The following is a 15238-nucleotide window of genomic DNA, read 5'->3' as shown; positions in this document are numbered from 1 at the left end:
GTTTTTGGTATGTCGGCAGCGGATCGGGTTGTGTTTTTGATTGGTCTTTCACCGACAGTACCGGCACTTACATTATGTCCCGCAACGGTAGCGCCTCCGCCATTGGGTATCAGTTAACGTACACAGCGCCACAATGCCCCGTCGGCACTCAATGGATCGGCCCCGGTGCTACCGACTGCGCGGCTCCGCTTCCGCCTTGCCTCAAAGACTGCGGCCAACCCAAGTGCGACGCGACCGTTCAGAACCCCTGCAACGCTGCCACCGGCAACAAATACCAACGCGCCGCCGACGTGCTGGGCACCGACGGTACGCCGGCCTTTAGTCGCCACTACAACAGCCTAGACCTCACCCATCTAGGACTCGGATATGGCTGGAGCTCGCCGATCAGCCAACGCTTAGAACCGTACGGGGTCAGCGCCGGCTCCGTGCCCATGATCTACACCCGCGTCCGCACCGCGACCGGTAAGAGCGAACTGTTCTATTGCCCCACATCCGGCGCCTGCAACGGCGACCCCGACACCGATCTCGTTTTAGTCCGCGACGCCACCGGCTATACCTTGACCTATCCCGATGGTTCCGTGGACCGCTATCGCGGCACGTCAGACTTGGTGATCGCGCCCATCATCTCCACCACCGACCGCGTCGGCCGAGTCACAACATATACCTACGACAGCGCCGATAAGTTGTTAACGATCACTGGCCCCTTCGGCCATACATTGCAGTTCACTTACGAGGCGACCGGAAAGTTGGCGACCGTCACCGACGCGGCCACCCGCATCACTCGTTACTACTACGACACCCAAAATAACTTAATCCGCGTCATGTACCCGGACGACAACGCGAACAACGCCGAAGTTCTTTATCACTACGAGAATGCCGCCTTCCCGCACCACCTAACCGGCATCTCCTATAAAGACACCACCGGCGTCATCACCCGTTACAGCACCTACACCTACGACACCAACGGCAAAGCCACATCGACCGAACACGCCGGCGGGGCAGAAAAAGCCACCTTACAATACGACTCCGACACGCAGACCACGGTTCGCGACGCCGTCAACACCACCTCCATCTACACCTTCCAACCCAATCTGGGCGTGAAGAACCTCATTGCCAAACTCAACACCAGTGACAACAAAGCTTTAACCCAAACATTCGACAGCAACAACAACGTCACCTGTCGCAAAGACCCGGAAGGTCGCGTCACCACCTACACCTACAACAGCGACTCGCACCATCACACTCGGCTACAACGCCAACAGCCAAGTCACCACCATCGACGGCCCAAGAACCGACGTCAGCGACAGCACCACGCTGGCGTACTACGACTGCACCACCGGCACCGCCTGTGGCCAATTGAAGTCCGTCACTAACGCCGTCGGCCACATCACCACCTACGACAGTTACGACACGGCTGGCCGTGTCACTCAGATCACCGACCCCAATGGTCTCAAGACCGTCTACGACTACGAGCCACGGGGCAAGGTGAGAACCATCACCCAAACACCAGCGACCGGCGCCTCCCGAATCACGCGCTACACCTACAACCCCGCCGGCAACGTTACGTCGATCACGTTACCCGATGGCGTTGTGTTGACGTACACCTACAACGCGGCTCAACAGCTCACCTCGATTACCGACAATCAGAGCAACCGCGTTACCTACACTTACGATCTAAAAGGCAACCGCACCCAAGCAGCGACCTACGACCTGACCGGCACCTTAGTACGCCAGATCGACACCGCCTACGACCTGCGTAATCACGTCAATGCGATCACCGTCGGCAGCGCCATCACCCAACAACTCACCGACGCCATCGGCAACCTTACTAATGAGACCGACCCCAAGCAGGTTGCGGCGAGTAGCGGCATCGCCACCACCCATACCTACGACGCCTTAAACCGCCTCATCCAAACGGTCAACAACCTCGGCGGCATTACCACCTACGGCTACAACCAAAACGACCAACTCGTTCAAGTGAAGGCGCCCAACAACGCCACCACCACCTATGAGTACGACGATTTAGCCAATCTCTTAAAAGAGACGAGCCCGGATCGGGGCGCCACCACCTACGTCTACGACGACGCCGGCAACGTAAAGCAAGTTACCGACGCCCGCGGCATCACGGTGAAGTACACCTACGACGCCCTCAACCGACTCAAACTGATCGACCACCCGACCGACGTCGACGTGATCTATGTCTACGACACCGCGACCAACTGCACCTTAGGCAACGGCAACCTCTGCCAAGTCACCGACGAATCCGGCACGACGGTCTACGGCTACGACGCCTTCGGCAACGTAGTAACTCAGCGCAAAACCGAACTCGGAAAAACGTATCTCACCCAAACCACCTACGACGCCGGCAACCGGATAAAGAGCATCACCTATCCCGACAACCGCGTCGTCACTTACCCAAGAGATACCCTCGGCAGAATCACCGGCGTCACCGGGACGGCAAACAGCCTCGCCACGACCCTGCTCACGGGCAGAACCTACCGTGCCGATGGTCTATTACTGAGGCACCTACACCTACAACCACCTAGGCCAGCGAACCCGCAAAGTCGAGGGCAACACCACGACCGTCTACCACTACGACCTGACAGGAAACCTCATCCTAGAAACCAGCAACACCGGCACCGTCAAAGTCGTCTACGTCTACACCGACAACCTCCCGATCGCACAAGTCAAACGTAGCGGCAACACCGAGACCTTGACCTACCTACACACCGATCATGAAGGAACCCCGCGGCTGGGCACCAACGCCAGCAACACGACTGTCGTCTGGCGCTGGGAGGGTAGGGCGTTTGGGGAGACGAGCCCGACCGGAACGGCGACGGTTAACTTGAGGTATGCTGGCATGTACGCGGACGCGGAGAGTGGACTGTTCTATAACTGGAATCGGTATTACAGCCCGGCGCTGGGACGTTACCTCACCAGTGATCCGATTGGGTTGGAGGGTGGTCCCAACACTTACACCTACGTTCGCAACAATCCACTGCGATGGACCGATCCGTCCGGTCTGTGTATTGAAGATGCCTGTATTATTGAAGGAATCGCAATCGGCGCTGGGGCAAGAGTCTTATTAGGAGCAATAGCTGCTGGTGCAGGAGCAGCAACTCCTGTTACACAACAGTGCGACGATAAAAAATGTCCTCCCTGTAAAACAGTGAGCGGTAAAATCGTTCCAGTTGGCACTATTGGGTACCGACCGCTAGACGTTATCCCGGACAATCAAAAGCAGCATGGCGTTTATGGTTCTCACCACAATATATTTATTGCTAATCAAATGCCCTATCCAAAGTGCGACTGCTTTTGGGCAAAACAGAAATGGGTTGCGAAACCAAATGAAATCCAGCCAACGTGGATTCCTATTGAGCCCTTTATTAAATAATTTAGGTGCAATGTATGCGCTATAAAAATGGAACAGAAATAAACGTTGGCGATCATGTTCTCGTGGAAGGAAATGTCCGAGGCACCGTCGTATGTGACTACGATAAGCGGGAATGCCTTGACGGGTATGACAGCTGGCTTACAAAGGAAGAGCTTGTTGGTGGCGGTACATTATCAAGCGGTGTGATGATTGAAACGGATGAGCTGGGCTTTTTGCATTACCCAGAGGACGACGACGATATTTTGATAATTTCGCAGTCTGTGTAGGGCAGAAAAGCAAAATAAAAAGCCGGCCGAGGGCGTCAGAAGCGCGGTAGGATGGGTGCAACCCATCAACACAACCCATGAAGCCGGCTCACGCCGGCTTCATCGTTTTAGCGGCTCGCCTGACTGAGCACGCCCTCCAGCATCTCCATCACAAACTTCTGCTTCGCCTTCGGCAACCGACTTAACCGTTCGATCTGCTGTTGCAGCTTCGGCGCCGGTCCGCGCTTGCCGGTGCCGTTCTTGCGTCCGAGCAGTTCATCGACGCTGACACCGAAGAACTGCGCGATCACCGGCAGTGTCGCGATCGGCATACGGATGCGGCCGACTTCATAGTGCGCGTAGGTCTGCTGCGCGATCCCGAGTTCATCGGCCATTGCGCGTTGACTCACACCTTGTGCCTTACGCAGCGCGGCGATGCGGCCACCGAGCGCCTTCAAAAACTGTTGCTCATCCGGGGTCATCACTCTCACCACCGACTCTGATTGCGACGCCATCAGCATAAGGCCCACCTCTGAATGTGAGAGTTGACAAGACTCGTAATAAGAGTACTCTAGCGCCCGAGTTATTTTTACTCAAACCCTATTGACAGGGTTCGGCGAAAAACCAGAAAAACGGAGCTTACTGACTCGATGAAACCGCGCCGCCTGACGGTCAACCGCACCCGCGTCGAGTCCCGTGGCACTCGTCACCCGCGTCAACTTCCTCAGCCGATACCGCTGCTTCGCCTGCAAGGCCGTTGGCTCGATCAAGCTGGCTTCACCATTGGCGCCGAGGTACGTGTCGCGGTCGCGCGCGGACTGCTCGCGCTCGAAGTAATCGACCCCGACAACGAGACGTAAGCCACGGAGCCCGTCATGCCCCAACGCATCCCACCCGACGACATCGAGCGCCTCAAACAAACCGTCTCCATCGAACGCCTCGTCGAGGCCGCCGGCATCGAGCTCAAGCGCCACGGCAAAACCTTAATGGGCCGCTGCCCGTTCCACGACGACAAAACCCCATCGCTTGCGATCACCCCTGACAAAAATCTCTGGCATTGCTTAGGCGCCTGCCACGAAGGCGGCGACGTGTTCCAGTGGGTCATGAAGCGCAACGGCGTATCGTTCCGTCATGCTTATGAGTTGTTGCGCGAGGGCATTGGTGCTTTAACCGCGCAGCCCGTCAAACAAACCACGGTGCGCGCCTTACCGCCGCCGGTGCAGTTCGATGCTGATGACCAAGCATTGCTCAACCAAGTCATCGACTACTACCACCGCACCTTGACGCAAAACCGCGAGGGCTTGGCGTACCTCGAAAAGCGCGGCCTCGTATCGAGCGAAGCCATTGAGTACTTCAAGCTCGGCCTTGCCAATCGCACGTTGGGTCTGCGTCTGCCGAACAAACAACGCAAGAGCGGCGCCGACATCCGCGCCCAACTCGAAAAGCTCGGTATCATGCGCGCAAGCGGTCACGAGCACTTCGCCGGTTGCCTCATCGTTCCGATCCTCGATGCGGGCGGCAATGTCGTCGAGGTCTACGGTCGCAAAACGAGCAAGGTGAAAGAAGGCGAGCCGAAACATCTTTACCTGCCCGGTCCACATGCCGGCGTCTTCAACCTCGACGCGATCAAAGTGAGCGACGAAATCATCCTGTGCGAAGCGTTGATCGACGCGCTCACGTTCTGGTGCGCCGGCTTCCGTCACGTCACATCGAGTTACGGCACCGGCGGCTTCACCGACGATCATTTAGCCGCGTTCCAAAAGTACGGCACGAAGCGCGTGCTCATTGCTTACGATCGCGACGAGGCCGGCGATGTCGGTGCGGCCAAGGTCGCCGAGTTGTTGTTGAACGCCGGCATTGATTGCTACCGCATCGAGTTCCCGAAAGGCATGGACGCGAACGAGTACGCGTTGCGCATGCAACCGGCATCGAAGAGCTTAGGGCTTGTGATCCGCTCCGCCATCTGGCTCGGCAAAGGTAAGGCACCGGCGCTCACCACCGACACGATGAGTGTCGATATCGAACCGGTACTCATCGAAGCAACGACGCCGAGCGAGATCGTGTCGCCGACGATCATCGAGCCGGCGGCCCCGGCCTCGCCGTTGCCCGAGGCACCGAAAGTCGAGCTGGTGACCGAGATCGACGGCGAGCAAATCCTGATCGGTCTTGGTGACCGGCGTTACCGCATCCGTGGCCTTGCGCAAAACCCGAGCCTCACCCCGATCAAAGTGAACGTGCTCGTCTCACGCAACGACGCCTTCCACGTCGATACCTTCGACATCAACATCGCGCGTCACCGCGCGATGTTCGCCACCCTTGCGGCCAAAGAGTTAAACCTAAAAGACGACGTGCTCATCAAAGACCTGGGCCGCATCTACTTAAAGCTCGAAGCGCTCCACGAAGCGACACTCGCGAAGACCAACGACAAAAAGCCCGAGCTCGTCACACTCACCGACGACGAAAAGAAAGCCGCCCTCGATCTGTTGCGCGATGTAAAGCTCCTCGATCGCATCCTCGCCGACTTCCACGCCTGCGGCGTGGTCGGCGAAGAGACCAACAAGCTCGTCGGTTATTTAGCCGCCGTCTCGCGCAAGCTCGACAAACCGCTGGCGGTGATCGTGCAGAGCACGAGCGCTGCCGGCAAATCGTCGTTGATGGAGGCGTGCCTTGCGTTCGTGCCGGAGGAAGAGCGCATCCAATACTCCGCGATCACGGGTCAGGCGTTGTTCTACATGGGCAACATCAATCTCAAACACAAAGTGCTCGCGCTCTCCGAAGAAGAAGGTGCGGCGCGCGCCTCGTATGCGTTAAAGCTGTTGCAGAGTGAAGGCAAGCTCACCATCGCGAGCACCGCCAAAGATCCGGAGACCGGCCGGCTTGAGACACAGCCTTACAGCGTCGAGGGTCCGGTCATGATCTTTATGACCACCACCGCCATCGACATCGACGACGAGCTCATGAACCGTTGCTTAGTCCTAGCCGTCGATGAGAACCGCGAGCAAACACGTGCGATCCATCAGTTGCAGCGCGAAGCCGAAACGCTCGAAGGGTTCATCGCCAAAGAAGAGCGGAGCCATCTGCTCAAGCTCCATCAGAACGCGCAACGCTTGTTAAAGTCGTTGCACGTCGTCAATCCGTTCGCGCGGGCGCTCACGTTCCCCGACACCGCGACCCGGATGCGTCGCGATCACACCAAGTACCTCGCGCTCATCCGCGCGATCGCGCTCGTGCACCAGCACCAGCGCATCATCAAAACCATGACCCATCGCGGCCAACCGAAGGAGTACATCGAGGCGAGCTTGGACGACATCGAGATCGCCAACAAACTTGCGCACGACGTGCTCGGTCGCACGCTCGATGAGTTACCGCCGCAAACGCGGCGGCTGTTGTTGTTGCTCGATCACATGGTGAGCGCGTCGTGCGTGCGCTTAAAGATGGACCGATGCGACTTCCGCTTTAGCCGGCGTGAGGTTCGCGAGTTCACGAGCTTAAGTGACACGCAATTACGTCTGCACATCGATCGCCTCGTCGAGCTCGAATACTTGATCGTGCATCGCGGCGGCCGCGGCCAATCGTTCGTGTATGAGTTGATCTACGACGGCAAAGGCAAAGACGGCAAACCGTTCGTGCCCGGCTTGATCGACGTCGAGAAGTTGCGATCTACATCTACAACAAAAAGTTCGCGGGGGTCGGACGGGGGGTTCGCGGGGTCAACGCGCCCCCAACGCGGGGTCAACACGGGGGGATCGCGGCCCACAAAAAATAACGAAACCCTCGGCAATCAAAGCGTGGAATCCGCCTCGCGCGATGACCTGCTCGAAAACGCACTTCCGGAACCCGAAACCGAAACGGAATCGTAGGCGTAGGAACGTATGCGTAGAGCGCAACGCAAAAACGCTGCCGGTCTGCGAAGCCGTCGTTGGCAACTGCCTGCCAACGGCTTAAGTCGCGCGCTGCGCGACTTCATCGATGCCACTGGTGCCAAAGGCTTGTCACCGCGCACGCTGCAACACCGGCAGCGTGCCATCAAACGCTTCATCCTCTGGGGCGACGAACGTGGACTCAACGATCCGCGCGAGATCACGTTGCCCATCCTCGAACGCTACCAGCGCCATCTCTATCACTACCGCAAACCGAACGGCGAACCGCTCTCGTTCAGCAGCCAGTACACCGAGCTTGCACCGCTAAAAGCGTTCTTCCGTTGGCTCACACGCGAGCACCACATCCTCTACAACCCGGCGAGCGAGCTTGAGTTGCCGAAAGTCGTTCACAACCTGGCGCGCTACGTGCTCTCGGTCGCCGACGTCGAGCGCATCATCGCCATGCCGGACACCGTGACGTTGTTGGGCCTACGCGATCGAACGATCCTCGAAGTGCTTTACTCCAGCGCGATCCGGCGCTCGGAACTAATGCGGTTGTTGATCTATGACGTGGACACGAAACGCGGCTCGCTACTCGTGCGCAACGGCAAAGGTGCCAAGGATCGCATCGTGCCCCTCGGTGAGCGCGCATGTGGTTGGGTCGATCGTTATCGTCGTGACGGGCGCGATCCGTTCATCAGCGGTCGTGATGAAGGCATCATGTTCTTAACCTCGCAAGGTGATGCGCTGACCGACGACCACTTGACCGGCATCGTCAAGGAGCACATCCAGAACGCCGGCATCACGATGCGCGGCGCCTGTCACTTGTTCCGTCATGCCTGCGCGACTCACATGCTCGACAACGGCGCCGACACACGCTTCATCCAAGCGTTGCTCGGACACGCGAGTTTAGAGAGCACACAGATCTACACGCACGTCGCACTCAACAAGTTGAAGGCGGTGCATGAGGCGACGCATCCGGCAACGTGCCATCGCAACACCACCAGCAACACGACACCGAATGCGCAACGTGACGCGTTGCTCACCGTGCTCGCGAGAGAAGTGGAAGAAGAGGAAACCGAAACCGAAAGCGACACGACACCGCCGCAACAGTTCTACCGCCGACCCTACGCCCCACGACCTAACCGACGCGGCCCGCGAAAGAAGAAAGACGAGAGCAATGAGGACGTCAAGGCGTGACACGATGTGCCGCTCGATATCACGTTCACCGTGGCTCACGGTCCGCCCGTCACGGCGCTTGCAAAACAACCGCAAGCGCCGCGCCGGGCTAGCACGGCCATCCCTGGCCGTCTTCGTTCAACGGGAGTGCCGAGGTTCTGCACGCTCGCGTCCTGCTCGCGGTCGTTGGCCGTTGTTGCCTTGCGCGCGCTTCGCAAGCCGCGCGCCAGGGACCCCGGCCACCCCGTCACGCGGCTTGCAAGCAAAGCGCGCGCAAGGCAACAACGGCAATCGTGTGCGCGCAAGCGCGCACGGATCGCCCCCCAAGCCCCCCGAAGGGGGGATGTTGGGGCGTGCCGCTCAACATAACGCCGTCTTACGCGTCACTCGCGCGCTCGCTACGCTCGCAACGATGCGCGAGTGACGCGTAAGAGGCGCTATGTTAACCGGCCCGCGATGTGCCCCCATCCCTCGCGGCGTAAACGCCGGCCCCTTCCCCGGTGGGGAAGGGGCATGTGAAAAATCACATCGAGAGTAATCGCGTTTAAGAAACGAACAACAGAAGTTCGGTCGCGCATCCTGCGCGAAGTTAAGAATCCCAACTCATCCCATCCCCACCGTTCGCTTAGGCACGGTCAGCATCGCACGGTGCTCGGCCCCGTCCAGGGCTTCGCAAGTCGCGCAAACAACGCGCGACCCTGGACGGGTCCTGCGCGCCGTGCGCTGCCGCCCACGCCTAAGCGAACTCCACCCGAGTGCGCGGCAAAACAACACGGAGCACCACCCATGACCGACGACGACATCCAGTCAGCCATCACCAATCAAACCTTGTTCCTCATCGCCGGCCTCAACGGCAACCCGCGCCATGCCGCCTTGCGTTGCCGTCTCCACCAACTCGCCGGCATGCTCGAACTCGCGTTACTGCAAGACGCAAAACCCACCTTCATCGACTTCCTGCAACACGAGCGCGATTACGTACGCGATCGGATGAACGACGTATAAGAAACCCAAGGCCGGGCGATGCCCGGCCTTGGGCAATGCGCCGTTAAAGAAAAAACCGCTTCATCGACAGCGGCGCGCACGACTAGAATCGCACCATGGCCGCGCTCGCTGTTAAGCCAAAACTCGCATCCGGGGTTCACGACCTCGATGACACAACTCACGTCATCGTGATCGCTTGTTTAACTGCTGATCTGCATCAGGAAAATGTTGCCGCTAACGACGAACTCGTAGAGGGCGCGTACTACGATGCAGAGTCGGGACTATTTTATAACTGGCACCGTTACTACTCACCTGCACTTGGTCGCTACATCACTTTCGACCCACTTGGTGTTATTCCAGGGATCGGGTTGTTACCTAACTTGCCGTGGGCAGTGAAGGCGAAGTACCTGCTGTTGTCGCACAAGGGGTTGGCCCTGAATGGGCTCAATCAGCCGTACGCTTACGCAGCCGACAATCCGCTGAGGTATATCGATCCGCTTGGTCTTGCGGAGACGCCAGGAAAGCCGGGCTTCCCCGGTTCAATCCCAGACATCATTCCACCAGGACTGGATATTGATTCCAGTGCGGGCAGGCTGCTTCTCGCGCCGTGCGCACTGAGGCAATGTAATACTCGTTGCAACTCAAACCCGCCTTATCCCATGGATCCGACATTGGAGTGCATGTCGCAATTCAATCGGCTTACACCGGATCAACAGAAAGCTGTTGCAATAACATTGCGTATCATCGGAGGTAACGAAGCACAAGTAATCATAGAATGTGCTGATAGGTTACAGGCGCTATTCCCAAGCAGCGCGAAAAACCCGTGCAAGTGCCAATGAGGAGACGCATGAAAATTATCGCTAGTTTCGCGGTTGCCGCTTGGTTGATCGTCGGGGCGCACTCTCTTTGGCCGTTCCTTAGTGGAGAAGTTGGCACAGCGCTAGAAGAGATGTGTTCAATCGATGATGAGCAAAAAGCACAAGGCATTCAGGAGCAATTAAAACGGTCTGGCCTTCCCGCGCAGCCAGAGTTCGATTGTGCTGCCTTTAAGAAAGCTACTTACAGCAATGCCCTCATCCATGCGGTTCTGGTGCTTGTCGGATTGATCGCCGCTGTATTCGCCATCTTCAGTAGTAGACGGCGGGCAATATGGTTGCTCGTTAGTGCAGCGATTTACCTGTCAATGTGGGGCTGGAAAGTTATCGGTAAAAATATCGTGGAGCTTTACCGAGTCATGTTCGCGCTCGCAGACAGTTCCGGGCAGTTCATAATGTTGCTTGGGCTCGAAGTAGTGATACCGCTGTTGTTTGTTGCGGTACTCGCGGTATGCGCTGTTACATTGATGCGAAAGCAAGATCCCATGTAAGCTGAACCAAACAAAGCCCGGCTCTAGCCGGGCTTCTTCTATCAATAGGGTTTGCTCGGACCCATCGGCGTCTAACCGTTATGCAGAAAGAACTGCTTATAGTCATTGCAATTCTGTTCACAATTCCTGCCACGGCAAATCAAGACGCTTGGGCGCCCAAGGCGCTGTTTCAGTTAGAGAGCGCCAACCTTGAGCAAACCATGCTTTGGATTTCAGGGGTGAGCTATGCGTTTTCCGAGTACTCTGATCAGCTAGCCAAGAGCGGGAAGCCCCGACTCTTTTGTCGGACGGGACGCAACGTTCCATCGAGTCTGCTGTTCGAGATTCTCAATAAAAAACATCCTAAGCAGCGAATCACCTCGGAACAAGCCATCGGCTCTTTAACGCAGGAACTCCGTGAACGCTTCCCTTGTAGCTAGAAGAGGCGCCATCCCTTCGACGAACGCCTAAGGTCAGAACCTAGCATATGCCAGTCTTTCCAAAGCCAAAGTTCGCGTTTGACTACAATCCGATGGTCGAGATCGAGCATCTGCGACAACACAGACAGAAGCGTTCTATCCCAAATCGCGAAAACGACACACTGCTTGTGGCGACCTGGAACATCGCCAATTTTGGAGCTCAGGAGCGCACTGACAAGGACCTATCTCTCCTTGCGGAGATCGTCAGTTGGTTCGATTTAGTGGCCATCCAGGAGTGTCGAGGGAACTTTGGGGACCTCTTCGACGTGCAGCGTAAGCTTCCTAGCTCCTACCGCGTTGTCATGTCAGACGTCGCCGGAAACGATGAGCGCATGGTGTACGTGTATGACAGTGAAAAGCTAACCGTGCTCGAAGAGGTGGGAGAGATCGCTTTTCCACCGTCCCAATGCAAATCGGTTAAGTTGCCGGGAATAACCCAAACGTTTGACGGCTTTGATCGAAACCCCTATCTGGCGTCCTTTGCTACCGGCAAGACATCGTTTACGTTCGTAAACGTGCACCTGTATTTTGGCGACGGCAAACCAAAATCCATCGCGCGTCGATCTCTGGAAACTTTTGCTGTCGCAAAATGGGCAGACTTGCGAAAAAAGAGCCGTTTTTCATTCACTCGAGAGGTCGTGGCGCTTGGCGACTTCAATATGCCCAAAAGAGAACCCGGTGATCCCATCTTCAACGCACTGACGAAGCTTGGACTTGAGGTGCCGGAACATTCCACACGGATCGCCTCTAGCATCAGTACCGATGCCGAATACGATCAAATCGTGTTCCTGCCCGAAACGAGCAAACGCTGCTTCACTGGCCAGAAAGGCGTCTTTGACTACGACTCGGTTCTGTTTCCGGAGTTATGGCAGGACGGAAAAAATAAGAACAACTTTAAAACTTACCTTCGCTACCACATTTCTGACCATCGACCGATGTGGGCTCAGCTTTGGACAAATAAGGGGTGAACCGAGCTACGGGCCTAATAAGCCCCTGGCTCGCGCCCGCGCAGTTTTGCTTGCGCCAGCGTAGCGCAAGATAAGTTCCGCCAAATCGTCGTCTTCCGCATACAGGAACGTCACTGGCACACCTAGCACGTGTGCCAAGCGCTTCGCGGTCGAATAGTCGGGAACATGCTTGTTTTTCTCGTACTGATTCACGCGCGCACTCGCTGCAAACTGGTCCATCCCAGCGAGAATTCCGACCCGCTTTTGGGACAGTCCCTTTCTTTCTCGAGCTTGCCGTAGTCTCAGCCCAACCGGGCATAACACTCTGTCTGAACCGCCCACTCTTCGCCCTTTCCGAGCTTGTGAGCTAAGACATTCTTAGTATTTAATCTTGTTTGGATACTAAGGAATCCTTAGTATCTCGATCTAATAACTAAACAGCCGCCCGAACGAGACTCCAAGGCTCAACAATGTTCGAAACAATTGATTACGCCGAGATCCCGCTGCCGGAAGTCTTCCGGGAAGACGGAAACCGCGCTTGGTCTTATGTCATCCGTCGGCTGCACGTTCCTTGGTTTCATCTCGTTTATCAGTTTCAAGCAGAGCGCGATGTGCGACTGCGCCAGCCGGCCTTCCTAAGCGAGGTCGACCAACTGCGTGAGTTTCAAGAAATGGACGGCGTAAAGCTTGAGGAAGTCCAGATCGTATTACCGAAATACATGACAGGGGCGGAACGCTGGACGATGGAGCCGCTGGTGGAGATCTGGGAAGGCATTGAACCTAACGCCCAACACCAAAAAGCGTCCGTCTATGTGCTTGGGAGCGGCGAACGTTTGATGGTGTCTGCGTTCGACACAAAAGAGTCGGACCTGCTAAATCGACGTTTGATCTTCCGGGGCCCGACCAAGAAACGAAATAAGCGTCGTTAGAACGGAGTCGGGGTTGGAGCAGATGAGAGTGGGAGTAGTTATGGTTTCGCGAAAAGTGTTATGGGCAGGAAGGTCCTCATTTCTATCGCGCACTTTCAACTAACACATCGGTCGGAAGGAACCATCGATGCACGCACGAATAGTCGGTACGACGCATCTCTTCGTCATTGGGTCACTTTCGTTTTTCCTGACATCCTGCGGTGATAACCGTGTCGAGCTATGCGATAAGCTCGTACGCAATATAGCTTTGCTTCAAGTGGAAGCACACTCCAAGTTCGGCACAAGCCGAGAGCAGATCGCCTACGACGTCGACAGATACATCCGTTCCGCCCAGTTTCCTGATCTCGTTAATGAATGCATTAATGACAAGTCTTCTTCCAAAGGCGAACTCGTTTGCGGTATTGAAGCCAAAAGCCTTCCCGAGTTCGACCAGTGTGGCCGGAAGTTCCGCCAGCACAGAAAGTGAAAACCAAGCATCGAGCAATGGACGCGCAAGCACTGCGGCTTTGGGTACTTTCCGACACGCAATGGCTCACGGCCACAGAGATCGCCAAAGCCAACGGACAGCGGACTAAAGGTTTGGCGGCACGATGGAAACGAAGCGGCAAAATCTTTGCCGTGCCGGTTCCCCGGCTGGAGGGCGTCGAGGAGGATCGCTACGCTGCCTATCAATTCGACGTACACATGAAGCCGTGCCCGGTCATCGCCCAGGTGCTAAAAATCTTCGGCGACAAGAAGAACGACCCCTGGAACATACTGTTCTGGTTCCATTCCAGAAACGGTTGGTTGCGTGGGCAGGCGCCTAACGAGTGTCTCGACAAGCCAGCGCTAGTAATCGAGGCGGCTAAACACGAGATGGAGCCGGTTGAGGGCTAACGCCATGTCCCATCAGCACAGGCGAGCAATCTAACCAGAATCAGTAACAGCGCGATATGAAAAATCCCAACGACCGCTTTGGTATTCTTGAAGGCGCTTTCAAAGCCGCTTGGGGCGCGCATCGGTCAACGGGAACGTTCCGTTCCGGAATGTACGTTCCTACCCGGAACGAAGTTGCTACGCTGCCCGCCTTGGACTTGCAACGCATTGTCATCGATTGGATGTGGGAAGGCCCCACGGAACTAATCCCAACTGTTCCGCAAATCGCAGAAGTTCTCGCATTGCTGGAAATTCGTCCCGACGCGAATGAGCTTACGGCCCTTATTGCTGAGTGTCGCAGTTACATCAAGGAGTAATTAGGTTGCCTACCCCTCTACTAAATCTCAGATAAATAGCCGAAGTTGAATAGGAATTCATAGGCGGATAGGATCTAACGGGCCCACCAAGGGGTCATCGTCCCGCCAACGGTAAAGCAGCTACGGCAGCACTTGGTCATATCTTCGGTTCTGGGTTGCGCTTGTTTTGTGTGCTTGGGCAACCTCATGTGCGGGCCATGAGGTCGTTAAGCGCCTACACAAACAGGAGATAACCCATGTCGCAAGTCGTTCTCACGCCGACCCTTGTCCGCAAGCTTCGGCTTACCGCAAAAGCCATCCACAAGAATCTTCCACACGTATCCCACCACCGAGCTCTTGATATTTTGGCAAAGGAGCACGGATATCAACGCTGGCGCGATATCGGTGCAAATGCGGAAGTCGATGAGCCGAACCCTGTTCGAGTATTACATCCGTTGTGCCTCTCTAAAGAAAATATTCCAAAATCACGCCGTCGAGTGATCGATTTATGGACAAAACGTATGGAGTGCGCATTCCGGCCAAGCCGGCCACCCATTCCAGTCATGACGGTCACCCGCGGAGCGTAGCGACGCAAGTCGGCGGTTTATCTATCAGACTGACCGCCATGGGGCAAGCGGGTGCGTTCCTTGCGCATCGATTCGCGTCCG

General features: G+C 56.5%; 19 protein-coding genes. 17 read left to right on the top strand and 2 right to left on the bottom strand.

From position 1 onward, the window contains the following. Window positions 1-74: 74 nt before the first annotated feature. Genes HY308_09460 through HY308_09445 form a run of 4 tightly spaced genes read left to right on the top strand, consistent with a single transcriptional unit; the run spans window position 75 to window position 3660 of the window. Window positions 75-1373: an RHS repeat protein gene (locus HY308_09460; protein ID MBI3898508.1), complete on the top strand. Its 1299-nt coding sequence runs from the start codon at window positions 75-77 to the stop codon at window positions 1371-1373. Continuing rightward, on the top strand, window positions 1357-2697 hold the full coding sequence (locus HY308_09455) for an RHS repeat protein (GenBank protein MBI3898507.1): 1341 nt from the start codon (window positions 1357-1359) through the stop codon (window positions 2695-2697). The genes HY308_09460 and HY308_09455 overlap by 17 nt, the downstream gene beginning before the upstream one ends. Further along, a complete protein-coding gene (locus tag HY308_09450) occupies window positions 2600-3394 on the top strand; it encodes a hypothetical protein (protein MBI3898506.1) in 795 nt (264 codons plus the stop codon). Before HY308_09455 ends, HY308_09450 begins: the two co-directional genes overlap by 98 nt. Before the next feature lie 14 nt (window positions 3395-3408). Continuing rightward, entirely contained in the window at window positions 3409-3660 is a 252-nt protein-coding gene (locus HY308_09445; GenBank protein MBI3898505.1) for a hypothetical protein, read from the top strand. Window positions 3661-3767: 107 nt separating this feature from the next. On the opposite strand, the gene HY308_09440 is transcribed toward HY308_09445, so the two are convergent. Beyond that, window positions 3768-4160, bottom strand: coding sequence for a helix-turn-helix domain-containing protein (locus HY308_09440; GenBank protein ID MBI3898504.1), 393 nt, complete (start codon window positions 4158-4160; stop codon window positions 3768-3770). Window positions 4161-4289: 129 nt separating this feature from the next. On the opposite strand from HY308_09440, the gene HY308_09435 reads away from it, so the two are divergent. The 8 genes from HY308_09435 (at window position 4290) to HY308_09400 (ending at window position 12451) form a co-directional block, all read left to right on the top strand. Further along, the gene (locus HY308_09435; GenBank protein MBI3898503.1) at window positions 4290-4499 is read left to right on the top strand and encodes a type I addiction module toxin, SymE family; all 210 of its coding nucleotides are present in this window, start codon (window positions 4290-4292) and stop codon (window positions 4497-4499) included. A gap of 15 nt (window positions 4500-4514) precedes the next feature. Further along, entirely contained in the window at window positions 4515-7499 is a 2985-nt protein-coding gene (locus HY308_09430; GenBank protein ID MBI3898502.1) for a toprim domain-containing protein, read from the top strand. Between the two features lie 12 nt (window positions 7500-7511). Beyond that, entirely contained in the window at window positions 7512-8699 is a 1188-nt protein-coding gene (gene xerC / locus HY308_09425) for a site-specific tyrosine recombinase XerC (GenBank protein ID MBI3898501.1), read from the top strand. A 765-nt stretch (window positions 8700-9464) separates the two neighbouring features. Next, a complete protein-coding gene (locus HY308_09420; GenBank protein ID MBI3898500.1) occupies window positions 9465-9680 on the top strand; it encodes a hypothetical protein in 216 nt (71 codons plus the stop codon). Between the two features lie 95 nt (window positions 9681-9775). Next, window positions 9776-10498 (top strand): RHS repeat-associated core domain-containing protein, encoded by a 723-nt coding sequence (locus HY308_09415; protein MBI3898499.1) that lies wholly within the window; start codon window positions 9776-9778, stop codon window positions 10496-10498. Window positions 10499-10506: 8 nt separating this feature from the next. After that, a complete protein-coding gene (locus tag HY308_09410) occupies window positions 10507-11025 on the top strand; it encodes a hypothetical protein (GenBank protein MBI3898498.1) in 519 nt (172 codons plus the stop codon). 80 nt (window positions 11026-11105) lie between these two features. After that, complete coding sequence (locus HY308_09405; protein ID MBI3898497.1) at window positions 11106-11444, top strand: hypothetical protein; 339 nt, start codon at window positions 11106-11108, stop codon at window positions 11442-11444. Window positions 11445-11491: 47 nt separating this feature from the next. Beyond that, window positions 11492-12451, top strand: a complete 960-nt coding sequence (locus HY308_09400) for an endonuclease/exonuclease/phosphatase family protein (protein ID MBI3898496.1) — start codon at window positions 11492-11494, stop codon at window positions 12449-12451. Window positions 12452-12457: 6 nt separating this feature from the next. Here the strand turns inward: HY308_09400 and HY308_09395 are convergent, their stop codons facing one another. Next, window positions 12458-12754, bottom strand: a complete 297-nt coding sequence (locus tag HY308_09395; protein MBI3898495.1) for a helix-turn-helix transcriptional regulator — start codon at window positions 12752-12754, stop codon at window positions 12458-12460. A 146-nt stretch (window positions 12755-12900) separates the two neighbouring features. Here HY308_09395 and HY308_09390 point away from each other — a divergent pair, with 146 nt between their 5' ends. The 5 genes from HY308_09390 (at window position 12901) to HY308_09370 (ending at window position 15157) form a co-directional block, all read left to right on the top strand. Continuing rightward, window positions 12901-13359, top strand: a complete 459-nt coding sequence (locus HY308_09390) for a hypothetical protein (GenBank protein ID MBI3898494.1) — start codon at window positions 12901-12903, stop codon at window positions 13357-13359. Window positions 13360-13486: 127 nt separating this feature from the next. Then, the gene (locus HY308_09385) at window positions 13487-13825 is read left to right on the top strand and encodes a hypothetical protein (GenBank protein MBI3898493.1); all 339 of its coding nucleotides are present in this window, start codon (window positions 13487-13489) and stop codon (window positions 13823-13825) included. 17 nt (window positions 13826-13842) lie between these two features. Continuing rightward, window positions 13843-14235 carry a hypothetical protein gene (locus tag HY308_09380; protein MBI3898492.1) on the top strand — a complete coding sequence of 131 codons (393 nt, stop codon included), beginning with the start codon at window positions 13843-13845 and terminating at the stop codon, window positions 14233-14235. Between the two features lie 56 nt (window positions 14236-14291). After that, entirely contained in the window at window positions 14292-14591 is a 300-nt protein-coding gene (locus tag HY308_09375; GenBank protein MBI3898491.1) for a hypothetical protein, read from the top strand. A 236-nt stretch (window positions 14592-14827) separates the two neighbouring features. Continuing rightward, entirely contained in the window at window positions 14828-15157 is a 330-nt protein-coding gene (locus HY308_09370) for a hypothetical protein (protein ID MBI3898490.1), read from the top strand. Window positions 15158-15238 lie beyond the last annotated feature (81 nt).

The organism is Gammaproteobacteria bacterium (genome assembly GCA_016199745.1).
Taxonomy (GTDB): Bacteria; Pseudomonadota; Gammaproteobacteria; order Acidiferrobacterales; family Sulfurifustaceae; genus JACQFZ01.
Note: the sequence above shows the minus strand (reverse complement) of the source record. Positions and strands in the feature narration are given on the sequence as shown.